Origin of the sequence: Streptomyces sp. NBC_01232 (assembly GCF_035989885.1) — a bacterium.
In the GTDB taxonomy this organism is placed as follows: Bacteria; Actinomycetota; Actinomycetes; order Streptomycetales; family Streptomycetaceae; genus Streptomyces.
In genome coordinates, this window is record NZ_CP108518.1 from 7,059,869 (window position 1) to 7,081,213 (window position 21,345).

The 21,345-nt window shown below is 72.2% G+C and carries 18 protein-coding genes; 14 read left to right on the top strand and 4 right to left on the bottom strand.

Translation table 11 applies throughout. The features are described 5' to 3' along the window. Positions 1-34: 34 nt before the first annotated feature. The 3 genes from OG444_RS32655 to OG444_RS32665 form a co-directional block, all read right to left on the bottom strand. Positions 35-964, bottom strand: coding sequence for a DUF4436 domain-containing protein (locus OG444_RS32655; protein ID WP_442810670.1), 930 nt, complete (start codon positions 962-964; stop codon positions 35-37). A gap of 49 nt (positions 965-1,013) precedes the next feature. Then, on the bottom strand, positions 1,014-2,171 hold the full coding sequence (locus OG444_RS32660; protein WP_327265478.1) for an agmatine deiminase family protein: 1,158 nt from the start codon (positions 2,169-2,171) through the stop codon (positions 1,014-1,016). Between the two features lie 185 nt (positions 2,172-2,356). Next, a complete protein-coding gene (locus tag OG444_RS32665) occupies positions 2,357-2,962 on the bottom strand; it encodes a TetR/AcrR family transcriptional regulator (protein WP_327265479.1) in 606 nt (201 codons plus the stop codon). A gap of 119 nt (positions 2,963-3,081) precedes the next feature. Here OG444_RS32665 and OG444_RS32670 point away from each other — a divergent pair, with 119 nt between their 5' ends. The 11 genes from OG444_RS32670 to OG444_RS32720 all read left to right on the top strand — a co-directional run bounded on the left by OG444_RS32670 (position 3,082) and on the right by OG444_RS32720 (position 16,384). Continuing rightward, the gene (locus OG444_RS32670) at positions 3,082-4,848 is read left to right on the top strand and encodes a serine/threonine-protein kinase (RefSeq protein WP_327265480.1); all 1,767 of its coding nucleotides are present in this window, start codon (positions 3,082-3,084) and stop codon (positions 4,846-4,848) included. Between the two features lie 115 nt (positions 4,849-4,963). Continuing rightward, complete coding sequence (locus OG444_RS32675) at positions 4,964-6,139, top strand: agmatine deiminase family protein (protein WP_327265481.1); 1,176 nt, start codon at positions 4,964-4,966, stop codon at positions 6,137-6,139. A gap of 122 nt (positions 6,140-6,261) precedes the next feature. Beyond that, positions 6,262-6,843 carry a TetR/AcrR family transcriptional regulator gene (locus tag OG444_RS32680; RefSeq protein WP_327265482.1) on the top strand — a complete coding sequence of 194 codons (582 nt, stop codon included), beginning with the start codon at positions 6,262-6,264 and terminating at the stop codon, positions 6,841-6,843. Between the two features lie 539 nt (positions 6,844-7,382). After that, positions 7,383-8,096: an urease subunit gamma gene (gene ureA, locus OG444_RS32685; protein WP_327265483.1), complete on the top strand. Its 714-nt coding sequence runs from the start codon at positions 7,383-7,385 to the stop codon at positions 8,094-8,096. Then, positions 8,093-9,829, top strand: coding sequence for an urease subunit alpha (locus OG444_RS32690; RefSeq protein ID WP_327265484.1), 1,737 nt, complete (start codon positions 8,093-8,095; stop codon positions 9,827-9,829). The genes ureA and OG444_RS32690 overlap by 4 nt, the downstream gene beginning before the upstream one ends. A 128-nt stretch (positions 9,830-9,957) precedes the next feature. Then, entirely contained in the window at positions 9,958-10,977 is a 1,020-nt protein-coding gene (locus tag OG444_RS32695; RefSeq protein WP_327265485.1) for an agmatine deiminase family protein, read from the top strand. Positions 10,978-11,064: 87 nt separating this feature from the next. Continuing rightward, a complete protein-coding gene (locus OG444_RS32700; RefSeq protein ID WP_327265486.1) occupies positions 11,065-12,756 on the top strand; it encodes an ABC transporter substrate-binding protein in 1,692 nt (563 codons plus the stop codon). Then, positions 12,753-13,715: an ABC transporter permease gene (locus tag OG444_RS32705; protein WP_327265487.1), complete on the top strand. Its 963-nt coding sequence runs from the start codon at positions 12,753-12,755 to the stop codon at positions 13,713-13,715. The genes OG444_RS32700 and OG444_RS32705 overlap by 4 nt, the downstream gene beginning before the upstream one ends. After that, entirely contained in the window at positions 13,712-14,566 is an 855-nt protein-coding gene (locus OG444_RS32710; protein ID WP_327265488.1) for an ABC transporter permease, read from the top strand. Before OG444_RS32705 ends, OG444_RS32710 begins: the two co-directional genes overlap by 4 nt. Next, on the top strand, positions 14,563-15,570 hold the full coding sequence (locus tag OG444_RS32715) for an ABC transporter ATP-binding protein (protein ID WP_327265489.1): 1,008 nt from the start codon (positions 14,563-14,565) through the stop codon (positions 15,568-15,570). Before OG444_RS32710 ends, OG444_RS32715 begins: the two co-directional genes overlap by 4 nt. Continuing rightward, positions 15,560-16,384 carry an ABC transporter ATP-binding protein gene (locus tag OG444_RS32720; protein ID WP_327265490.1) on the top strand — a complete coding sequence of 275 codons (825 nt, stop codon included), beginning with the start codon at positions 15,560-15,562 and terminating at the stop codon, positions 16,382-16,384. Before OG444_RS32715 ends, OG444_RS32720 begins: the two co-directional genes overlap by 11 nt. Before the next feature lie 46 nt (positions 16,385-16,430). Here the strand turns inward: OG444_RS32720 and OG444_RS32725 are convergent, their stop codons facing one another. After that, a complete protein-coding gene (locus OG444_RS32725) occupies positions 16,431-17,066 on the bottom strand; it encodes a TetR/AcrR family transcriptional regulator (protein ID WP_327265491.1) in 636 nt (211 codons plus the stop codon). Between the two features lie 158 nt (positions 17,067-17,224). Between OG444_RS32725 and OG444_RS32730 the strand changes: the two genes are divergently transcribed. From OG444_RS32730 to OG444_RS32740, 3 genes are all read left to right on the top strand, one after another. Continuing rightward, positions 17,225-18,382, top strand: coding sequence for an agmatine deiminase family protein (locus OG444_RS32730; RefSeq protein WP_327265492.1), 1,158 nt, complete (start codon positions 17,225-17,227; stop codon positions 18,380-18,382). Positions 18,383-18,563: 181 nt separating this feature from the next. Continuing rightward, positions 18,564-20,378: an ABC transporter ATP-binding protein gene (locus tag OG444_RS32735; protein WP_327265493.1), complete on the top strand. Its 1,815-nt coding sequence runs from the start codon at positions 18,564-18,566 to the stop codon at positions 20,376-20,378. Between the two features lie 107 nt (positions 20,379-20,485). Further along, positions 20,486-21,223 (top strand): carbonic anhydrase, encoded by a 738-nt coding sequence (locus OG444_RS32740; RefSeq protein ID WP_327265494.1) that lies wholly within the window; start codon positions 20,486-20,488, stop codon positions 21,221-21,223. Positions 21,224-21,345: the final 122 nt, after the last annotated feature.

Here is a 21,345-nt window from a genome sequence, read left to right on the forward strand (position 1 = left end):
CCTCCGGCGCGAGCGCGCTCGCCGCGGACGGCGGTCAGGGGGACTGCGTCGTGGATCCCTCCGTGGGCGCGTCCGCAGGTGCGGCGGCCGGGGCTCCGGTCCGGGGTTCGGCCCGGATGCCAGTGATGACCACCGTGATGAGGCAGAACGCGATGACCGTCTCCGCCCAGAGGAAGGCGATGTAGTCGAGCAGGCAGCCGATGGGCGGGGCTCCGGGGGCCGTGTTGCGGAAGGCGGCCAGGGCGAAGAGCGTTGCGGCCATCCAGCCGAGCGCGGGCCAGGTGAGGCCCTTGCGGCGGGTGACCAGGTACCAGCCGCCGATCAGCACCGAGACGGCGAGCGCCCACATGGCCAGCATCATGAAGACCGCGAAGACGAAGACGCTGTTGGACCGGGCCAGCCCGATGTCGAGGACCGCGATGTCCTGCGCCGTCGAGGCGTCGACGGTCGCGGAGAACAGCACGTCGTTGTTGGAGAGCGTGACGCGGACCGGAACCTTCTCGCCGCCGAGCACCGCACCGAACTCGACGTCCGCCCCGTAGGAGTCGAAGGGGTAGTCCGTGATCGACCCGCCCGTCAGGGCCACGGGGACGTCCATGGTGGAGATGCGCTGGTGGGCCTTGAACGCGAGGTCGCCCCGGGTGGCCGTCGAGGTCAGGACCGTCAGGTCCTCCACGGGGGAGACCCCGCCGGCCTCGGCCAGGGTGCCCCGGGGCGTGACCAGGACGCGCAGGGTCATCTCCCGGCCGGCGGCGTCCACGCGCTGGATCGTGGCGTCGACGTCGATGCGGTCCCGGTCGGAGCGCCCCGCCGTGTACACCGTGTCCAGGGCCTGGCGTTCCCCGAACTGGAGCCAGGCTCCCACGGTGACCGCCGCCACGATGGCGATCACGAGGAGGCCCGGCAGCAGCGGGACGCGGCGCGGCAACGGCGCGCTTCGTACGATGCGGTGGGAGTCGGACACGGACGCTCCGGTGGTGCGCGGGGTACGGGGATCTCGGGCGGCGGGGAGTTCAGGCTGCGGGCTTGCCGGGCTGGTCGTGGGTCGAGCAGTGGATGCCGCCGCCGCCCGAGGCGATGGTGTCGATCTTCACCGGTACGACGTCCCGCTTGGGGAAGTGCTCGCGCAGGATCCCGCGGGCCCGGTCGTCCGCCTTGCGGTCCCCGAACTGCGGCATGAACACGGAGTCGTTGGCGACGTAGAAATTGGCGTACGTGGAGACGAAGTCGTCGCCCTCGCCCGTGATCCGGTTCAGGTCGGGCTGCGGCAGGTCGATGACCTCGAAACGGCGGCCGCGGGCGTCCGTCGCCTTCGACAGGACGGACTTCGCCTGGTCGGCGGAGCGGGACCAGGAGTCCGCCGGAGTGCCGGGGTGGGCGCGGTCCAGCAGGACCACGCCGGGGGCGGTGAAGCGTACGAGGCTGTCCACGTGCGCGTCGGTGATGTCCTCGCCGCGTACGCCGGCCAGCCAGATGACCTTCTCGACGCCCAGGGTCTGCTTGAGCTCGGCCTCGATCGTGTCCCGGGACTTCCCCTTGTTGCGGTTGTCGTTGACGATCGAGCTCTCGGTGATCAGCAGGGTGCCCTCGCCGTCGGTCTCGAAGGAGCCGCCCTCGGCGACGAGCGGGGCCTGAACCCGGGGGATCCGGTACTTCTGGAGCAGGAGGCGGCCGACCTGGCCGTCGTTCGTGTGCTCCTGCTTGTTGCCCCAGCCGTTGAAGTTGAAGTCGACGCCGACGACCTTGCCGCCCTCCTCGACGAAAACGGGGACGGTGTCGCGGGCCCACAGGTCGTCGACGGCCAGGGGGATGACCTCGACCTGGGAGCCGCAGGCGCGCTGGGCGGCGTCCGCCTGGTCGGGGCGGGCCATCATGATCACCTCTTCGTAGCCGCCGACGGCGCGGGCGATCCGCGCGATGTCCTCGCGTACGTAGGGCAGGTCCTGCTCCCAGACCGAGGTGAGGGCCGGCCAGGACATGAAGGTGCGGGTGTGGCTCTCCCACTCGGCGCCGAGCCGGCGCTCACCGCCCGAGCCGGGCTGCGGGGAGCCGTCGGCGCCGGGCTGCGCGCCGGATTCCGCGGGGCCGCAGGCCGCGGCGCCGAAGACGGCGGCGCCGATCCCGGCGAGGGTACGGAGAACGGTCCGGCGGGTGGGGGGAGTGAACGACACGGGGGGACTCCGATCGTGTGCTGGCGGAGCGCGAGGGGCGTCCGGCCAGGGCGGGCACGGGAGGCGTGGCACAGGCAGGCGGGCCGGGCCCTATCCAAAGGGTGCACGCTTTGCACCGAGAACGTCCGATACGCACGGGTAAGTGGTGCGCCCGGATGTCGTCCACTGTTGCACTGACTGGAAATTCAGTCAATTTGCGATTCGAAGGAACGGAGCAGGGCGATCTCGACTCCGATCGCCCCGCGCATCAGGTCGCGGGCGTGCCCCACCGGCAGCAGACCGCTCAGCCAACGGCCGCTCAGCCCCTCCAGGAGGGCGGTCAGCCGCTCCGCGGCGGGGGTGACGGCGGCGGGCGGCGCTGCGGGGCACACCGCGGCCAGCAGGCCGGCGACCTCCTCCACCCAGGCCGCTCCGGCGGCGCCGAGCTCGTCGCGCAGCTCCGGGTCGAAGATCGTGTGGGCCCGCAGCTCCCCCCAGGCCGTGCTGTTCTCGCGCACCTCGGGCAGGTCCTGGAACTCGAGCAGCAGGATCCGCTCCAGGAGCTGCCGGGGGTCCGCTGCGGCGGGCGGGGATCCCGCCGCGTCGGCGGCGCCCGTGTAGCGGTCGGCCCGGTCGGTGATGAAGGCCAGGGCCTGCCGCAGGATGCCGGTCCGGTCCTTGAAGTGGTAGTAGATCAGGGCGGTCGACACGCCGGCCTCGGCCGCCAGGTCGCTCACCCGCAGTCCCCGTACCCCGCGCCGCGCGATGACCCGGGCGGCGCCCTCCAGGATGGCCCTTCTGCGATCCGACACTGGGTGATCCTCCCTTCCGGCGGTGTGCGTCTCGCATTGTCACACATTGACTGAAACTTTAGTTAGCGGCACGATGCGCCCCAGGTCAGTCATTGCCGCATCGTTGAAAGAGCCGCCGCATGTTCGCACCGCCCCCCGGCGCACAGTCCGCCCTCACGGCCCTGTCCGCCGACGACCCCCACGAGATCGGCGGCTACCGCCTTCACGCCCGGCTCGGCTCCGGCGGCATGGGGGTGGTCTACCTGGCGTACACGCCGGGCGGCCGGCCCATCGCGCTGAAGGCGGTGCGGCGGGAGTTCGCGGCGGACCCCGAGTTCCGCGAGCGCTTCGCCCGGGAAGTGGCGAGCGCCCGCCGGATCCACGGCCTCTTCACGGCGCAGGTGGTCGACTCGGGGGAGGACGACCACACCCCGTGGCTCGCCACGGCCTACGTACCCGGCCCCTCGCTGCACCAGGTCGTCCAGCGCCACGGACCGCTGCCGGTGCGTACGGTGCTCCTGCTCGTCGCGGGCATCGCCGAGGCGCTCCAGGAGATCCACCGGGTGGGCGTCGTCCACCGGGACCTCAAGCCGGCCAATGTCCTGATCGCCGGGGACGGCCCGCGGGTGATCGACTTCGGGATCGCGCGCGCCGCCGACGCCGCCGCGCTCACCGGGGTGGGTCTGAGCATCGGCACCGCCGCGTTCATGGCGCCCGAGCAGGCCCTGGGCCGCCCGGTGACCTCCGCGACCGACGTCTTCGCGCTCGGGGCGCTCGCCGGGTACGTCGCGGGCGGGGTGCCGCCCTTCGGCAACGGGCCGGAGTCCGGTGCGCTGTACCGCGTGGTCCACGAGCACCCGGACCTCGGCCGGATCCCCGGGGAGCTGCACGAACTGCTGTCGTGGTGCCTGGCGAAGCGCCCGGAGGACCGTCCCACGACCGCCGGTCTGATCGCGGCCGTCCAGGCCCACCCCCTCGTGGGTCCGCGGCCGGAGTTCACCGAGGGCTGGCTGCCGCGGCCCGTGCGGGAGGAGGTCGGGGGGCGGGCGGACGCGGACCGGTCCGGCCGGTCGGAACCGCCCGTACCGGAACACCTCCGGGCGACCGCGATCGCGACCGCAACGGCGTCCGTATCCGCGTCGGTGCCGGTGCCGGGAGCTGCGTCGGCATCTGCGCCCGCAGCCGCGTACTCCGTCACGGGGCCGGGCGGGACGATGCCGTATGCCCCGAGCCCGAGCCCGGTCCCGGGGCTGAATCCGGGGCTGAATCCGGATCCGGCTGCCGGTCCGGCCCCGAGCCGGGCCCCGAGCCGGGTGCCGGGCCCGGCACCGGTTCCGGCGGCCCCCGCCGGGCCGGTACCCGCCCCCGCGCGCGGCGACCGGCGCCGCTCGCGGCGGCTGCCGGTGATCGGCCTGGCTCTCGCGACCCTGCTGGCCTGTGGTGGCGCGGCCTACTGGTTCGGCTTCCCCCCGGAGGAGGGCGACGCCCCCGCGGCCGAACCCGCCGCCTCCCCGCCCCGGCCGTCGACGGCCTCCTCGTACGCGCCCGGATACCCGCAGGCCGAGCTCACCGTTCCGGATTCCGGTTACGAGTTCGACCTTCGCGCCGGGAAGGTGGTCCCCGTCGAGACGGCCGCCTGGTACCTCGCCCGCGGCTCCGACGCGTTCCTGCTGTCCGAGGAGTCCGACGCTTTCGTCGCCGACGGAAACGGAGAGCTGACCCCGGACGACTGCGCGCGGGGGATCGAGACCCGCCCCGTGACGACCCTGCCCTTCAAGGCGCTCGCGCAGGAGCGTCCCTTCTGTGTGCGAAGCCCTGACCTGCAGGAAGTTGCGATCGTCCGGCTCGTCGAGACGACCGCCGCAGGCTCCGTCACGATCTCCGTCGAGCACTTCCGCAAGGGCTGATCCCGGGAAGTGGAACCGGTTCTGTCCTCCCGGGCGGCACGCGGGAGAGGTTGACTGAATTTTCAGTTAGGGCGAGGATGCCGTTCATCCCGCCCCTCCTCATCAGGGAGTCACCATGGATACGAACCCCCGCACCTCTCGCCGCCGAGTACTCCAGTTCGGCGCGGCCGCCCTTCCCCTCGCGGCCCTCGGCTCCGCCGCCCTCCCGTCCCTGGCGCCGACGGCCTCGGCCGCGCAGGCCGGCTCGGGCGCGACGCTCCGCATGCCCGCCGAGACCGACCGGCACGTCCGTACGTACATGGCCTGGCCGGCCCTCGCGTCGGTGTGGGACAGCGGACTCGGTGCGGTGCGCAGGGACATCGCCGAGGTGGCCCACGCGATATCGCGCTACGAGCCGGTCGTGGTGCTGGCCCGCCCCGGCCAGGCCGCCGAGGCCCGCTACCAGTGCGGAATGGGCGCCTACTACGGCATCCAGGTCATCGACATCCCCAACGACGACCTCTGGATCCGGGACTTCGGCCCCACCTTCGTCGTCGCCCCGGGCGCAGTCGCCGGTGTGGACACCAACTTCAACGGCTGGGGCAAGGCCGGTACGACGTACGCCCAGCCCTTCGCCAACGACGCGGCGGCGGCCCGCACGCTCCTCGCCGAGTACGAGGTGAACCGGATCCGGGCGGGCTTCGTCGGCGAGGGCGGCTCGCTGGAGACCGACGGCGAAGGAACCCTGCTGGCCACGGTCAGCTCGATGGTGAACGCCAACCGGAACCCGGGCATGAGCCAGGCCCAGGTCGAGCAGGCGATGAGGACGGCGCTCGGCATCGACAAGGTGATCTGGGTGCCGGGCCTCGCGGGCCAGGACATCACCGACTGTCACATCGACTGCCTGGCCCGGTTCATCTCCCCGGGCCGGGTCATCCTCGACAAGCCCGGCCCCGGCGCGGACAGGAAGTGGGTGGCCGTCTACGAGGAGACGAAGCGGGCCCTGCAGAGCGCCACCGACGCCCATGGCCGCCGCCTGGCCATCACCGAGCTGCCCGGACCGGACCGCCGCGAGATCCGCGGCCGGGGCGAGGAGTTCCTGTCGAGCTACACCAACTACTACACGGCGAACGGCGCCGTGATCGCGCCCCAGTTCGGCGACGGATACGCCGACGGCGTCGCGTACGCCATCCTGCAGGCCGCCTACCCGGGCCACCGGGTGGAACAGCTCTCCATCGACGGCATCGCCTCCGGAGGCGGCGGGATCCACTGCGCCACCCAGTCGCACCCGGCCGTGCCGCCGGCGCTCTGATGGCCGGGCCGCCCCGGCCCGCGCGGACGGTCCCGCCCGCCGGGGCGGCCCGCCCGCCGGTCGGCACTCCTGGTGACGGGCCGCGTACATACGCGGCCGATCACCCCGGTAGGGTGCGGAGCATGGCGTCTCGTAGTACTCAGATCCTCGAAGCCGCCGCCCGGGTGATCGCCCGGCGCGGTGTACGCGGGCTGCGCGTGGAGGAACTCGCGGCCGAGGCCGGCGTGTCCACCGCCCTGATCTACTACCACTTCAAGGACCGTACGGGCGTCCTGCGCCAGACGCTCGAGTTCATCAACGACCGCGCCGAGCGCTACACGACCGAGCGCGACCCGGACGAACCGCCGCTCACCCCGCGCGAGGAGCTGGAGGAGACCCTCCTCCTGGAGCTCCAGGACACCGTGCACGTACGGGAGAACAGCTCGGCCTGGGGCGAACTGCGGGCGAGCGCCGTCTTCGACGAGGTGCTGCGAGAGGACCTCGCACGGGCGACGCTGGTGTGGGTCCAGGAGGTGGCCGCGCTGCTGGGCCAGGTCCAGCCGATGGTCCCGGCCTCCGCGCTCGCCGCCGCCGCCGAGCGGCTCACCGCCCTGCTGGAGGGCCTGAGCATGCGCTGGCTGAGCGGGGGCATCAGGATCGACCATGCCCGCGAGCTGATGCGGGGCGCCATCGCGGCCGAACTGGCGGGTCTCGGGCGCGGCTGACCCCCGCCGGACCGGGTCCGTGCCGTCGCTGCGCCCCGGCTCGGCCGGGGCCGGCTCCGGACGGGCCCGCGCAGTTCCCCGCGGCCGCGCGCAGGCTCCGTACGCGCCCCGTGCCGGCCCCTGCAGGACCCCGCGCAACTCCCCGCCCGCCCCTGTGCGTCTCGCGCAGGTCTCCCACGCGACTCCTGGGTGACTCCCGTGAAACCTTGCGGACCCGGGCCTGTCCAGCCTCTTGACTGAATTTTCAGTCAATGCCAGAGTGAGGATTCCGAGCAGGCGGGCCGAACCTCCCGCCCGTCGGACCGCCGGCCGGCCCGTGCCACCTCACGGGCCCGGTCCCGGCCCGCATCTCCTCGACGCACCCCTTGAGGCGTCCCCCCGGCGCGCCACCGGCCCTCGGCCGCCGCCTCGTGCACCACACATCCGGACGGGCGACGCCCCGGCCCCCGGCCGTACCCTCGCCCGCCCTTCCGGAGGAAGGAAATGACCATGATGGTTTCGACCGGCCCCGACGCCGGGCGGGACGGCCGGGGGACGTCATGCCCCTGACTCCCACCGAGCGTGACCGGCTGCTGCTCTTCACCGCCGCCGAGCTGGCTCGGGCCCGGCGCGCCCGCGGCCTGCGGCTCAACGTGCCGGAGGCGACCGCGCTGATCGCGGACACGGTGTGCGAGGCGGCGCGCGACGGCCTTCGCCTGGCCGATGCCCTCGAGCGGGGCCGTGGCGTCCTCGGCCCTGACGACGTGCTCCCCGGGGTCGTCGACATCGTGACCGAGATCCAGGTCGAGGCCGTCTTCGAGGACGGCACCCGGCTGGCCGCGATCAGTGAGCCCTTCGGCGCCGTGGAGCGCGACGACCGTGCCCCGGGCGCGGTCCTGCCCGCCTCGGACGCCGTGGCCGCGCCGGAGCCGGTGGTCACCCTCACCGTCCGCAACACTGCCGCGGTGCCGGTGAGCGTGACCTCGCACTTCCATTTCTTCGAGGCGAACCCTCGGCTCGACTTCGACCGGGCCGCGGCCTACGGGATGCGGCTGGCCGTGGCCGCCGGTTCGTCCACCCGCTTCGACTCCGGCGCGAGCGTCGAGGTCGGACTCGTCCCCGTGGGCGGGGACCGGATCGCGATCGGCTTTGCGGGACTGGTCGACGGACCCCTGGACGCACCCGGAGCCAAGGCAATTGCGCTGGCGAAGGCGGCGGCCTGCGGCTACCTGGGCGTCGTCGCCGCCGAACACGAGGACGGAGACCGGGCGTGAGCAAGAAGACCCCGCACAGCGATCACTGTGCGCCGGGCAGCCGGCACATCGACCCGCACGAGTACGCGTCCGTCTTCGGCCCCCGTGCCGGGGACCGGGTGCGGCTGGGCGACTCCGGGCTGACGGTCCGCGTCGAGCACGACGCGCAGAGGCCCGGCGACGAGTTCCTGGCGGGTTTCGGGAAGACGGCCCGCGACGGCCTGCACCTGAAGGCCGCCGCGGTCCGCGGGACCTGCGACGTCGTCATCAGCAATGTGCTGGTCATCGACGCCGTCCTCGGTATCCGCAAGGTCTCCATCGGTATCCGCGAGGGCCGGATCCACGCGATCGGCCGGGCCGGCAACCCCGACACCCTCGACGGCGTCGACGTGGTCGTCGGCACCGGCACGACGATCGTCTCGGGTGAGGGCCTGATCGCGACCGCCGGGGCGGTGGACACCCACGTCCACCTGCTCTCCCCGCGGATCATGGAAGCCTCCCTCGCGAGTGGCGTGACGACGATCATCGGGCAGGAGATCGGGCCGAGCTGGGGTGTCGGAGTCAACTCGCCCTGGGCACTCAGACACGGGTTCAACGCCTTCGACGCCTGGCCCGTCAACATCGGCTTCCTCGCCCGCGGCTCCTCCTCGGACGCCGCCCCGCTGGTCGAGGCGCTCGCCGAGGGCGGTGCCTGCGGTTTCAAGGTCCACGAGGACCTCGGGGCGCACACCCGGGCCCTGGACACGGCGTTGCGGGTGGCCGAGGAGTACGACGTGCAGGTGGCCCTGCACAGTGACGGTCTGAACGAGTGCCTGTCCGTCGAGGACACCCTGCGGGTGCTGGACGGCCGGACCATCCACGCCTTCCACATCGAGGGCTGCGGCGGCGGTCACGTCCCGAACGTGCTGAAGATGGCGGGCGTGCCGAACGTCATCGGCTCCTCCACCAATCCGACGCTGCCCTTCGGGCGGGACGCGGTGGCCGAGCACTACGGAATGATCGTCTCGGTCCACGACCTCAAGCCCGACCTGCCCGGTGACGCCGCCATGGCCCGTGACCGGATCCGGGCCGGGACCATGGGCGCCGAGGACGTGCTCCACGACCTCGGGGCCATCGGGATCACCTCCTCCGACGCCCAGGGCATGGGGCGTGCGGGTGAGACCATCCGCCGCACCTTCGCGATGGCCGCCAAGATGAAGGGCGAGCTCGGCCCGATGGACGGCGACGGTGACGGCGACGACAACGCCCGCGTCCTGCGCTACATCGCCAAGCTCACCATCAATCCCGCCATCGCCCACGGCCTCGCCCACGAGATCGGCTCCATCGAAGTCGGCAAACTCGCCGACATCGTGCTCTGGCGCCCCCCGTTCTTCGGCGCCAAGCCCCAGATGGTGCTCAAGTCCGGTTTCCCGGCCTACGGCGTCACCGGCGATCCGAACGCCGCCACCGACTGCTGCGAACCGCTCGTTCTCGGCCCCTTGTTCGGCGCCCACGGCGCGGCGCCCGCCGACCTCTCGGTCGCCTTCGTCAGCCGCGCCGCCGCCGAGTCCGGCAGCTCCGGCGCCATGGCGACCCGGCGCCGCCGGGTCGCCGTACGCGGCACGCGCGGCATCGGGCCGAAGAACATGATCGGCAATGACCGGCTCGGCAATGTCGACGTCAACGCCCGGACCGGGCTCGTGACGCTCGACGGCGAGCCCCTGCGCTCCGAGCCGGCCCAGCAGGTCTCCCTGAACCGCCTCTACTTCCTCTAGTCACTTCTCCGGCCACTTCCTCCAGGCCCCGCTTCCCCTCCCGTGCTCCCTTCCTTGCCCCACTTCGCTCTTGACTGAATTTTCAGTCGAGTGGAAGACTCCCGCCTACGCAAGAAATGAGACATCTGATGACCGAATTCCGTATGCCCGCCGAGTGGTCCCCGCACGACGGCTGTCTGATGGCCTGGCCCACCCGCGAGGACCTGTGGGGCAGCGTGCTCGCCGAGGTGAAGGAGGAGTACGCGAACGTCGCCCGCGCCATCGCCGCGTTCGAGCCCGTGACGATGGTCGCCCCGCCCGGCTTCGGCGAGGACGCCCGTGCGCTCTGCGGCGACGGTGACGGCGTGACCGTCGTGGAGCTGCCGCTCGACGACTCCTGGTTCCGCGACTCCGCCCCGCTCTTCGTCCTCGACGGCGACGGCAACCGGGCCGGAGTCGACTTCCGGTTCAACGCCTGGGGTCGCAAGCACCACCCGTTCGACGCCGACGACCGCATCAGCGGCCTGCTGTTGGAACACCTCGGCGTCGACCGCATCCCCTCCGGCATGATCCTCGAAGGCGGGGCGATCACCGTCGACGGCGAGGGCACGCTGATCACCACCGAGCAGTGCCTCCTGCATCCCAACCGCAACCCGGGCATGAACCGCGACCAGATAGAGGCCGAGCTGAAGTCCCGGCTCGGGGTCTCCAAGGTGGTGTGGCTCCCGTACGGCGGCCTGCTCGACACCGAGACCGACGGTCACGTCGACGGGGTCTGCGCCTTCGCCGCCCCCGGCACGGTCGTCGTCTCCCTGCCCTCCGACCCGGACCACCCCGACTACGCCCGGATGCGCGCCAACCGCGCGGTGCTGGAGGCCACCACCGATGCCCGCGGCCGCCGGCTGGAGATCATCGACGTGCCGCAGACGGCCTTCGCCGACGTGGCCGAGGGCGAGATCGAGGTGTCGTACCTCAACTACTACGTCGCCAACGGTGGCGTGGTCGTCCCGGTGGCCGGTGTGCCGCAGGACGAGGAGGCCCTCGCCGTGATCGCCACGGCCTACCCGGGCCGCAAGGTCGTAGGGGTCCGGGCGCTCGCCATCGCGTTCGGCGGTGGCGGCGTCCACTGCATCACCCAGCAGATCCCCACCGCGCGGACCACCGTCTGACCCGGGAAACCGGCCGCTCCCGGCGGACCGCTCCGGCGGTCCGCCCGCTCCTCCCCCCGCAACCCTCACGGAATAGAGAGCGCGACGATGACCACCTCCCCGCCCGGCACCCGCACCGGCACCCGCACCGGCAGACGCCGCCACGGCCGGCGCGCCCGGCTCGGCTCCGCCGCCGCGGCCGCGACTGCCGCCCTGACGTCCATCTCCCTGCTCGCGGCCTGCTCCGGCCCGCCGAAGGACAAGGCCGCCGGTATCACCGACGTGAAGCTCGCGGTCTCCACCCCCGAGGCCCGCGGTGAGATCGACTCCTTCACCTGGGCGGTGTACGCCGAGCCGCCCACCCTCGACTACACGGTTGCCTTCGACTACCCGCAGAACACCGTCCTGTCCAACGTGTGCGAGAGCCTGATGCGCTGGACCCCGGGCCTCGCCACGGAGCCCGGTCTCGCCCAAAAGGCGTCCAACCCGGACCCCACCACCTGGGTCTACGACCTGCGCCCCGGCGTGCGCTTCCACGACGGCAAGGAGATGACCGCCGACGACGTGGTCTTCAGCCTCGGCCGCCAGAAGGACCCCGACAACGCCGCCGCCTGGGCCCAGGTGTTCCAGAACGTCGCCTCGATCACCAAGAGCGGCCCGCTCCAGGTCACCGTCAAGCTCAGCAAGCCCGACTCGCAGTTCCCCCAGTACATGGCCACCGCGGCCGGAGTGATTGCGTCCAGGGCCACTGTCGAAGCGGCCGGCAAGGACTACGGCACCACCGGCGGCCTCGGCTGCACCGGCCCCTTCAAGCTCGGCACCTGGAACAAGGGCCAGTCGATCGAGCTGGAGCGCTTCGACGGCTACTGGGGCACCAGGGCCAAATCGAAGAAGGCCGTCTTCCGCGTCCTGACCGACCCCTCCGCCCGTACGAACGCCCTGCTCAGCGGGGAGGCCGACGGCGGCTACCTGATCCCCACCGAGAGCTACGCCCGTCTGAAGGGCAGCGGCGCCGGCACCCTCTACTTCGGCGAGGGCCTGAGCACGGTCAACGTCAACATCACCAACATGCAGGGCCCCCTCGGCGACATCCGCGTCCGCCGGGCACTGTCCCTGGCGCTGGACCGCACCGGCTTCGTCAAGGCCGGACTGGGCGGGGCGGGCACCGTCACCAACTCCCTCACCACCCGCGCCGCGTGGGCCGCCGCCCCCGAGCGCACCCTGAAGACCGCCTTCGACAGCCTGCCGCCCACCGGCCAGGACCTCGAGAAGGCCAAGGCCCTGGCCAAGGAGGCCGGCGCCACCGGCAAGACCCTGACCGTGGCCACCAGTTCCATAGGCCAGGACGTCTCCCTCCTCGCCACCGCGGTCCAGGCGGCGGGCACCCAGATCGGCCTGGACATCCAGCTGAAGACGATCGCCCCGAACGCCTTCACCGCGCTGTTCACCGACCCCCAGGCGCGCGAGGGCATCGACATGTTCCCGCTCACCTACTACGACTCGATCACCGACCCGCTCGACCTGCTGCAGAACTTCAAGACCGGCGCGTACATGAACTTCGCCGGCTACAGCGACCCCGGGTACGACAAGCTCGTCGACCAGGCGAGCGCCGTCTACCCGACCGAACAGCGGATGGACATCGAGGCGAAGCTCCAGCACCACGCCTCGGAGCAGCTGCTGTGGATCCCCGTCGCCGAGTGGCCCACCGCGCTGTTCCTGAACAAGCGGATCACCGGCGCCCCCACCACGATCTCGTACATGTACTACCCGTGGGCCGCCGACGTGGGGGCCTCGCAGTGAGTTTCGTCAGATTCGCGATACGGCGGGTGGCGGAGATGGCCGCCACCCTCCTGACCGCCTCGTTCGTGGTCTTCGCGGCCATGTACCTGGCACCGGGCAACCCGGCGAGCTTCCTGCTCGCCGGCCGCTCGGCCTCCCCGGAGGCCCTCGCCTCGATCAACGCCCAGTACCACCTGGACGATCCCTTCCTGCTGCGCTACTTCCGGTGGCTGGGCGACGTACTCCAGGGCGACTTCGGACGGTCCATCACCTACCGCACCGACGTCTCGCGCCTGCTGGCGGACCGCCTGCCCACCACCCTGATACTCATCGTGATGTCGCTCGTCGTGGTCGTCGCCGTCGGCCTGCTCCTCGGCAGGGTCGCCGCCGTCCGCGGCGGGGCCACCGACTCCGCCATCCTCGTGACCACGACGTTCGCCGTCGGAACCCCGTCCTTCGTCGCAGCGGTCCTGCTCCAGGGCCTCTTCGCCGTCAAGCTCGGCTGGTTCCCCAGCAGCGGCGCGGGCGACGGCGGCCTCGGGGACATGCTCTGGCACCTCACGCTCCCCTCGATCGCCCTCGCGCTCTACCTGATCGGCATGCTGGCGCGGGTCACCCGCTCCGCCATGCTCGAAGCCCTCGACAGCGAGCACGTCACCGTCGCCCGCAGCCGGGGCGTCCCCGAGCGGCAGGTCATCCGGCGCCACGTCTTCCGCAACTCGCTGGGCACCGTCCTGACCACCGGCGGCCTGATCGTCTCCACGCTCCTGGTGTGCACCATCCTGGTCGAGACGGCCTTCAGCATCGGCGGCATCGGCCAGCTCCTCGAACTGTCCACCACCACCAAGGACTTCCCGACCGTCCAGGCGATCTCCCTGATCATCGTCGCCCTCTTCATGATCGTGAACCTGATCGTGGACCTCCTGCTGCCCCTGGTCGACCCCAGGGTCACCCTCGGATCGAGGAGCGCCGCCGTATGACCGCCGTCCTGACCCGCCGGCCGGGCCTCTCCCGGATCCGCGCCGCCGGTTCCCCGCTCCATCTGGTCTGCCTGGCCCTCGTCGCCGTCGTCGTGCTCGCCGCGCTGCTCGCACCCTGGCTCGTGCCCCACGACCCCAACGCCGTCGACCTCGGCAACGCCCTCGCCGCGCCCTCCGCCGCGCACCCGTTCGGCGTGGACGCGGCCGGCCGGGACACCCTCTCCCGGCTGCTGCTCGGCGCGCGCACCTCCCTGCTCGGGCCGCTCGGGGTCGTCGCCTTCTCCACCGTCGCCGGCATCGCCATCGGCATGGCGGCGGCCTGGCGGGGCGGCTGGATCGACTCCGTGCTCTCCCGCAGCACCGAACTCGTCTTCGCCTTCCCCGGGATGCTGCTGGCCATCCTGATCATCTCGGTCTACGGAGAGGGGCTGCTCGCCCCGGTCATCGCCCGTGCCGTGGCCTACCTGCCGTACGTCAGCCGCCTCACCCGCTCCCTGGTCCTGGCCGAACGGGTCCGGCCGTACGTCAGCGCCTACCAGGTCCAGGGCCACTCGGCGCTGCAGATCTGCCTGCGCCACATCCTGCCCAACATCGCCCCCGTCGTCCTCGCCCAGTCCACCATCAACTTCGGCTACGCCCTGATGGACCTCGCCGGACTGTCGTTCCTCGGGCTCGGCGTGCCGGCCCTCACCCCCGACTGGGGCCGCATGGTCTTCGACGGCCAGACCGCCATCCAGCACGGCTACCCGCTGTCCGCGATCCTGCCCTGCGTCCTGATCGTGCTGACCGTGGTCGCTTTCAACGTGGTCGGCGAACGCTGGGCCGACCGTATCGCCAGGAGGGCCCGATGAGACCGCCGCAACCCACGAAACCGGTGCACACCCTCGACATCCAGGGACTGCGGATCACCCTGCCCGGCACCGCCCGGCCCGTCCTCGACGGAGTGGACCTCACCGTTGCCACCGGTGAGACCGTCGCCCTCGTCGGCGAGTCCGGCTCCGGCAAGAGCCTCACCTCGCGCAGCGCGCTGCGCCTGCTGCCGCCCGGCGCCGTCACCGAAGGGGCCGTGCGGGTCGGCGGCGAGGACGTCCTCACCATGAGCGCCGACCGGCTGCGCGCGGTGCGCGCCTCCGCCGTGGCCATGGTCTTCCAGGACCCGCGCGCCACCGTCAACCCACTGCGCCGCATCGGCGACTTCCTCACCGAGAGCGCCACACTGACCAAGGTCATGGGCAGGGCGGAGGCGACCGGGCGCGCCGCCGAACTGCTCGGTGCGGTGGGCCTGGACCCGTCCGTGATGCGCAAGTACCCGGGCCAGGTCTCCGGCGGCATGCTGCAGCGCGTGGTGATCGCCGCGGCCCTCATGGGCGACCCCGCCCTCCTGCTGGCCGACGAGCCCACCACGGCGCTCGACGTCACCTCCCAGGCCGAGGTCGTCGCGCTGCTCGCCGGGCTCCGCGCACGCTTCGGCACCGGACTGCTGTTCGTCACGCACGACCTCGACCTGGCCGCGGCCATCAGCGACCGCGTCTACGTCATGTACGCGGGCCGGATCGCCGAGAGCGGGCCCGCCGAGGCCCTCTTCGCGCACCCCCGGCACCCGTACACGGCCGCGCTGCTGGCCTCCACCCCGCGGATGGACGGCCCCCGCGGCCGGCTCGCCGCCATCGAGGGCCAGCCGCCGGACCTGCGCCAGGCACTGCACGGCTGTGCCTTCGCCGCCCGCTGCCCGCTCGCCACCGAGGTCTGCGACCAGCAGGTTCCCCTGCCGGTGGCCGCGCCGGGCCGGCCGGGACACCTGGCCGCCTGCCACCACAGCGACCGGCTCGAAGGGAGCACCGTCGATGCCCGATAACGGACCGGGAACGCCCGGCAACGTCCTGCAGGTCACAGGGCTGCGCCGCTCCTACGGAGCCGTGCGCGCCGTCGACGACGTGTCCTTCGTGCTGCCCGAGGGCGGCTCGCTGGGCATCGTGGGGGAGTCCGGCTCCGGCAAGACGACCACCGCGCGGATCATCGTCGGGCTGGAGCGCGCCGACGGGGGCGAGGTCGTGGTCGCGGGCCGCAACCGGACCGCGCGCGGCGAGGGCCGCGGCCGTGCGCGGCGCCTGGCGCGCGCCCGCGAGGTCCAGATGGTCTTCCAGGACCCGTACCTCTCCCTCGATCCGCGCACCTCCGTCGAGGCGGTCCTGCGCGAGACCCTGCGCCTGCACTTCCCGGACCGTGATCACACCCGCCGGATAAGGGAGTTGCTCGACCAGGTGGGGCTCGGCACCCGGGCGGCCGACGCCCTGCCGCGGCAGCTGTCCGGCGGCCAGCGTCAGCGCGTCGCCATCGCACGGGCCCTGGCCGTCGAGCCGTCCGTCCTCGTCCTGGACGAGGCGGTCGCAGCGCTCGACGTCTCCGTACAGGCGCAGATCCTCAACCTGCTCGCGGACATCAGGGAGCAGACCGGCATCGGGTACCTCTTCATCACCCACGACCTGGGGGTCGTACGGTGCGTCACCGACGAGATCGTCGTGATGCGGCACGGCCGGATCGTCGAGGCGGGCGCCACGGCAGAGGTACTGGCCGCGCCGCAGCACCCGTACACGCGCCTGCTCCTGGAGTCGGTGCCGCGCCCGGGATGGGACCCGGAGGCGATCGCCGCGGCCCGCAGGGCGCTGTAGGCAGGGGGGCCTCCCCACGGGTCGTACCGCCGGGGCGCCCCACGGGTCATACCCCCGCGGCGAGCGTACGGAGCAGCGTCCGCAGGACCGGCCCGGTACCGCCGTCGGAGCCGAGGGAATCCATGGCCGCCAGGCCGTCCACGGCGGCGGCCACGGCCAGGCCCAGCGGGCGCGGGTCCACGTGGCCGCCGCGCTCGTCGGCCAGGACCTGGAAGAGGGCGACGAAACAGGCGCGCCAGCGCCGGTACTCGGCCTCCAGGCTCTCGCGGACCCGGGCGTCGTTCAACGCCTGCCAGTGCAGGGCGGAATGGAGGTGGGACAGTTCGGCGCCCTCGGGCCGGCCGAGCAGTTCGACGACCCGCTCGGCGCGCTCGGCGAACGGTCCGGGACCGGACACCGCCGCCTCCAGGGGCGTGATCCACTCGGGGCGGATGTCCGTGATGACCGCGAGGACGAGGTCGGTCCGGTCCTGGAAGTGGTAGTGGCACATCCCGTGCGAAACGCCGGACAGGGCTGCGACGTTGCGGGTGGTGAAGCCCTCGCTCATCTCGCCTGCGAGCAGGGTCCGCGCGGCGGCGATCAGCCGTGCCCGGGTCTGCTCGCCCTTCGCCGAGGCCCGTGGCCGGCCGGCCCGTCCGGGGGGAGCGGGCCGGTCTGCGGAGTCCTTCGCGACAGCTGCCATGACGTCACTCTAACGAGCCTTCCGTCCGCGACCTGGGGCTTTCCGTGATCCACCGGAATGACCTCGTCCAAACTATTGACCGAGCGCTTGGCCAGTTTTAGCTTTCCGGTCAACCCCGCAGTCTCCGCGGGGAGTTGAGCCATCGGAGGAACCCCCACATGAACGATCACGCAGTGAACCGGCCCGCGGGCGAGGGCATGGGCAGACGCAGATTCCTGGCGGCGGCGGGACTCACCGCCGCAGCGGCCGCGCTGGCGGCGACCGAAGGGCGGGCCGGGGCGGCGGCCGCGCTCCCGCCGGCGGCGGCCGGAGCCTTCCGCGTGCCGATCGAGGACGTCCGGCACACCCGCACCTGGATGGCCTGGCCGGACAGCACCTCCATCTGGGGCAACACGCTCGGTGGCGTCCAGCAGGACATCGCGCTCATCGCCCGCACCGTCGCCAAGTACGAACCGGTCTACATGTGCGCCAACTCCGGCAGCGCGGCCAAGGCCCGCTCGATGTGCGGCTCCACCGTCACCGTCATCAGCACCATCCCCGTCGACGACTGCTGGATGCGCGACACGGGGCCGGTCTTCCGCACCGACGGATCCGGCGGACTGGACGCCGTCGGCCTGAACTTCAACGGCTGGGGCAGGAAGCAGGCCCACTCCAGGGACAATCTGGTCGCCGGACGCATCGCCTCCTACGTCGGAGTGCCGTTCACCGCCGCCGCCCTGGTGGGCGAGGGCGGCGCGATCGAGCAGGACGGTGCGGGCACCCTGATGGCCACCCGCAGCAGCCTCGTGAACAAGAACCGCAACCCCGACAAGACGCAGGCGCAGATCGAGTCCGCGATGCTCTCCGCGTACGGTGCCACCAAGGTCATCTGGTTCGACGGGGTGAAGGGCCAGGACATCACCGACGACCACGTCGACGCGACCTCGCGCTTCCTCGCCCCCGGCAGGGCCGCCGTCCAGATGCCCCTGGCCTCGGACAACGACGTGTACGCCAAGGACGCGCGCCAGCAGTACCAGATCCTGTCCGCGGCCACCGCCGCCGACGGCACGCGCATGTCCGTCGAGCGGATCCAGGGCCCCGACTACTACAAGATCCGCTCCTCCAACCCGGACTTCCTCGCCTCCTACGCCAACTACTACCTGTGCAACAACGCCGTCATCAGCGCCCACTTCGGCGACACCCGGGCCGACACCGCCGCGAAGGCCACCCTGGCCCGCCTCTACCCGGGCCGCACCATCGAGCAGCTCAACATCGACCGGCTCGGCACCGGCGGCGGCGGGATCCACTGCGTCACCCAGCAGCAGCCCGTCCCGTAACCGGCACCCGCGCGCACGGGCCGTTCCGGACCACTGCGGAACGGCCCTCCGGCGTTCCGGGCGGGGGGCACGAAGGGGTACGACATACCGCCATCCGGGAAAATCCTTGGACCGCGCCGTCGCCGTCGCGGGACACTTCCGTTCCTGTAAGCCTCCCGCCACACGACAGCACAGGGTTGCCATGGGAACGCCAGGATCGCCCGAACATTCACCGGGCAGGGGCCCGGTACTGCTCGCACTTCGCTACTACGGACGGGAGCTGGCCCGCCTCCGGTGGCTGACCGCACCCGCGATGCTGCTCCCGGCACTGGGCAACATCGGCATCAACTACATCGCGCCGCTCATCGTCGCCAAGCTCGTCGGCCGCATCTCCGGCGGCGGCAGCACCACCGTCGACGCCATGCTGCCGTACGTCCTGACCTTCGCCGGGGTCCTGCTGCTCGCGGAGGCGCTGTGGCGGGTCGGGCTGCACTGCCTCAACCGCCTCGACGCCCGGGGCATCGAGCACCTCTACGTGGTCGGAATGGACGAACTGTTCGCCAAGGACGCCGCGTTCTTCCACGACAACTTCGCCGGATCGCTCACCAAGCGCGTGCTGAGCTTCGCCTCCCGCTTCGAGGAGTTCGTCGACACCCTCACGTTCTCGGTGATGGGCAGCTTCGTACCGCTGGTGTTCGCCTCGGTGGTGCTGTGGCAGTACGACCCGCTGCTCGTGGCAGGCCTGCTGGTCATGATCGCGGTGACCGCGCTGATCGTGGCGCCGCTGATCCGGCGCCGCCAGACCCTCGTCGCCCAGCGCGAGGAAGCCATCGCACGGGTGTCGGGCCACGTCGCCGACAGCCTGATGAACATGGACACGGTCCGGGCCTTCGCCGCCGAGGAGCGCGAGGCCGCCGAACACCGCTCGCGCGTCGCGGAGTCGCGCCGGCTCACCCTGCGTTCCTGGGACTACGGGAACCTGCGCATCGACACGGTGGTCGCGCCGATGTCCGTACTGACCAACGCGCTGGGCCTGCTGCTCGCCGTCACGCTCGGCGGCGGCGAGCACGGGGTGGAGGCGGTCATCGTCGCCTTCACCTACTACGCCAGCGCGACGCGGATCATGTTCGAGTTCAACCAGATCTACCGCCGTCTGGAGAGCTCGATGACGGAGGCGGGGCAGTTCACCGAACTGCTGCTGACCCCGCCGACCGTGCTCGACCCGGCAACGCCCGAGCCGCTGCGGCCCGGGGCCTCGGACGTCCGCTTCGAACGGGTCACCTTCGCCCACGGCGGCGGCAAGCCGCTCTTCGACAGCCTCGACCTCGACGTGCCCAGCGGGACGAAGATCGGCCTCGTCGGCCGGTCCGGCGGCGGCAAGACCACCCTCACCCGGCTCCTGATGCGGATGACGGACATCGAATCCGGCCGGATCCTGATCGGCGGCCAGGACATCAGCCGGCTGCGCCAGGCCGACCTGCGCAGCCTGATCGCCTACGTCCCCCAGGACCCGGCGATGTTCCACCGGTCGCTGCGGGACAACATCGCCTTCGCCCGGCCGGGCGCCACCGAGGCCGAGATCCGTCGCGCGGCCGAGGCCGCGCACGTCACGGAGTTCACCGACACCCTGCCGGACGGCTTCGACACCATGGTGGGCGAGCGCGGCGTCAAGCTGTCCGGCGGACAGCGCCAGCGCGTCGCGCTCGCCCGGGCGATCCTGCGCGACGCGCCGGTCCTGCTGCTCGACGAGGCCACCAGCGCGCTGGACTCCGAGAGCGAGATCCTCGTCCAGGAGGCGCTGTGGAGGCTCATGGAGGGCCGCACGGCCCTGGTGGTGGCGCACCGGCTGAGCACGGTCGCGAACATGGACCAGCTTGTCGTCCTCGACCGCGGACGCATCGTCGAGAACGGTACGCACCAGGAGCTGCTCGCCTCCGAGGGTGCCTACGCGAAGCTGTGGCAGCACCAGTCGGGTGGCTTCCTCGACGGCACCGCCGCGCGCTCCCAGGTCAACTGAGCGCGGGCCGAGCCGCCGGGCCCGTTGGCCAAAGACTTCGCCAAAGGAATGACGGGCCCCAAGCGGCGCCGACCCTTCACGGCTGGATGTGAATAGTTTGTCCTGATGTGACCCTTCAATCTGAAAGCCACGGCGGCCCGGGGCGGCGCCGGCTGCTCCGGGTGGTGCTGACCGGGACGGTGGCCCTGGCGGCCGGCCTGGTGGCCGGTTCCCCCAGGATCCCGACCGCCCCCCTCGCCGGGGGACCCGAGAGGGTCCGGCCCGCCGGTCCCGAGGCGGCGCTGCGGGAGCTGGAGGCGGGCAACGCGCGCTGGCGGACCCTGCACGAACGGCACCCCGACGAGACCCGGACGGTGCGGCAGACGCTGGTGGGCGGCCAGCACCCCTTCGCCGTGGTGCTCGGCTGCGTCGACTCGCGCGTTCCCCCGGAACTGGTCTTCGACCAGGGCCTCGGCGACCTGCTGACCGTACGGTCCGCGGGCGAGGTCCTGGACGAGGCGGTGCTCGGGAGCATCGCCTACGGGGTCCTCGAACTCGGCATCCCGCTCATCGTGGTGCTGGGGCACCAGTCGTGCGGGGCCGTCGCCGCGGCGGTCCGGGCCGACGGGGGAGGCGCCCCGCTGCCGGGCCACATGCAGTACCTGGTCGATCAGATCCGCCCGGCGATCGACCGCACGCTCGACGGCGCCGCGCGCATCGACGCGGCGATCACCGCGAACGTACGGCTGGTGCGGGAGCGGCTGGCGGCGGAACCGGAGCTCGCGGCCAAGGCCGCGGCCGGCGAGCTGGCCGTCGTCGGAGCCCGGTACGAACTCACCAGCCAGCGGGTACGCGGCATCGGCTGACCCCGCACCGGCCCCGGCACCGGCCCTGGCACCGGCCCCCGCACCGCCACCCTGCGCCGCGGTACGAATCCCAGTTCGTCAGCATCGCGCGACCCGCACCGCACATCCGGGTGATTGTTCCC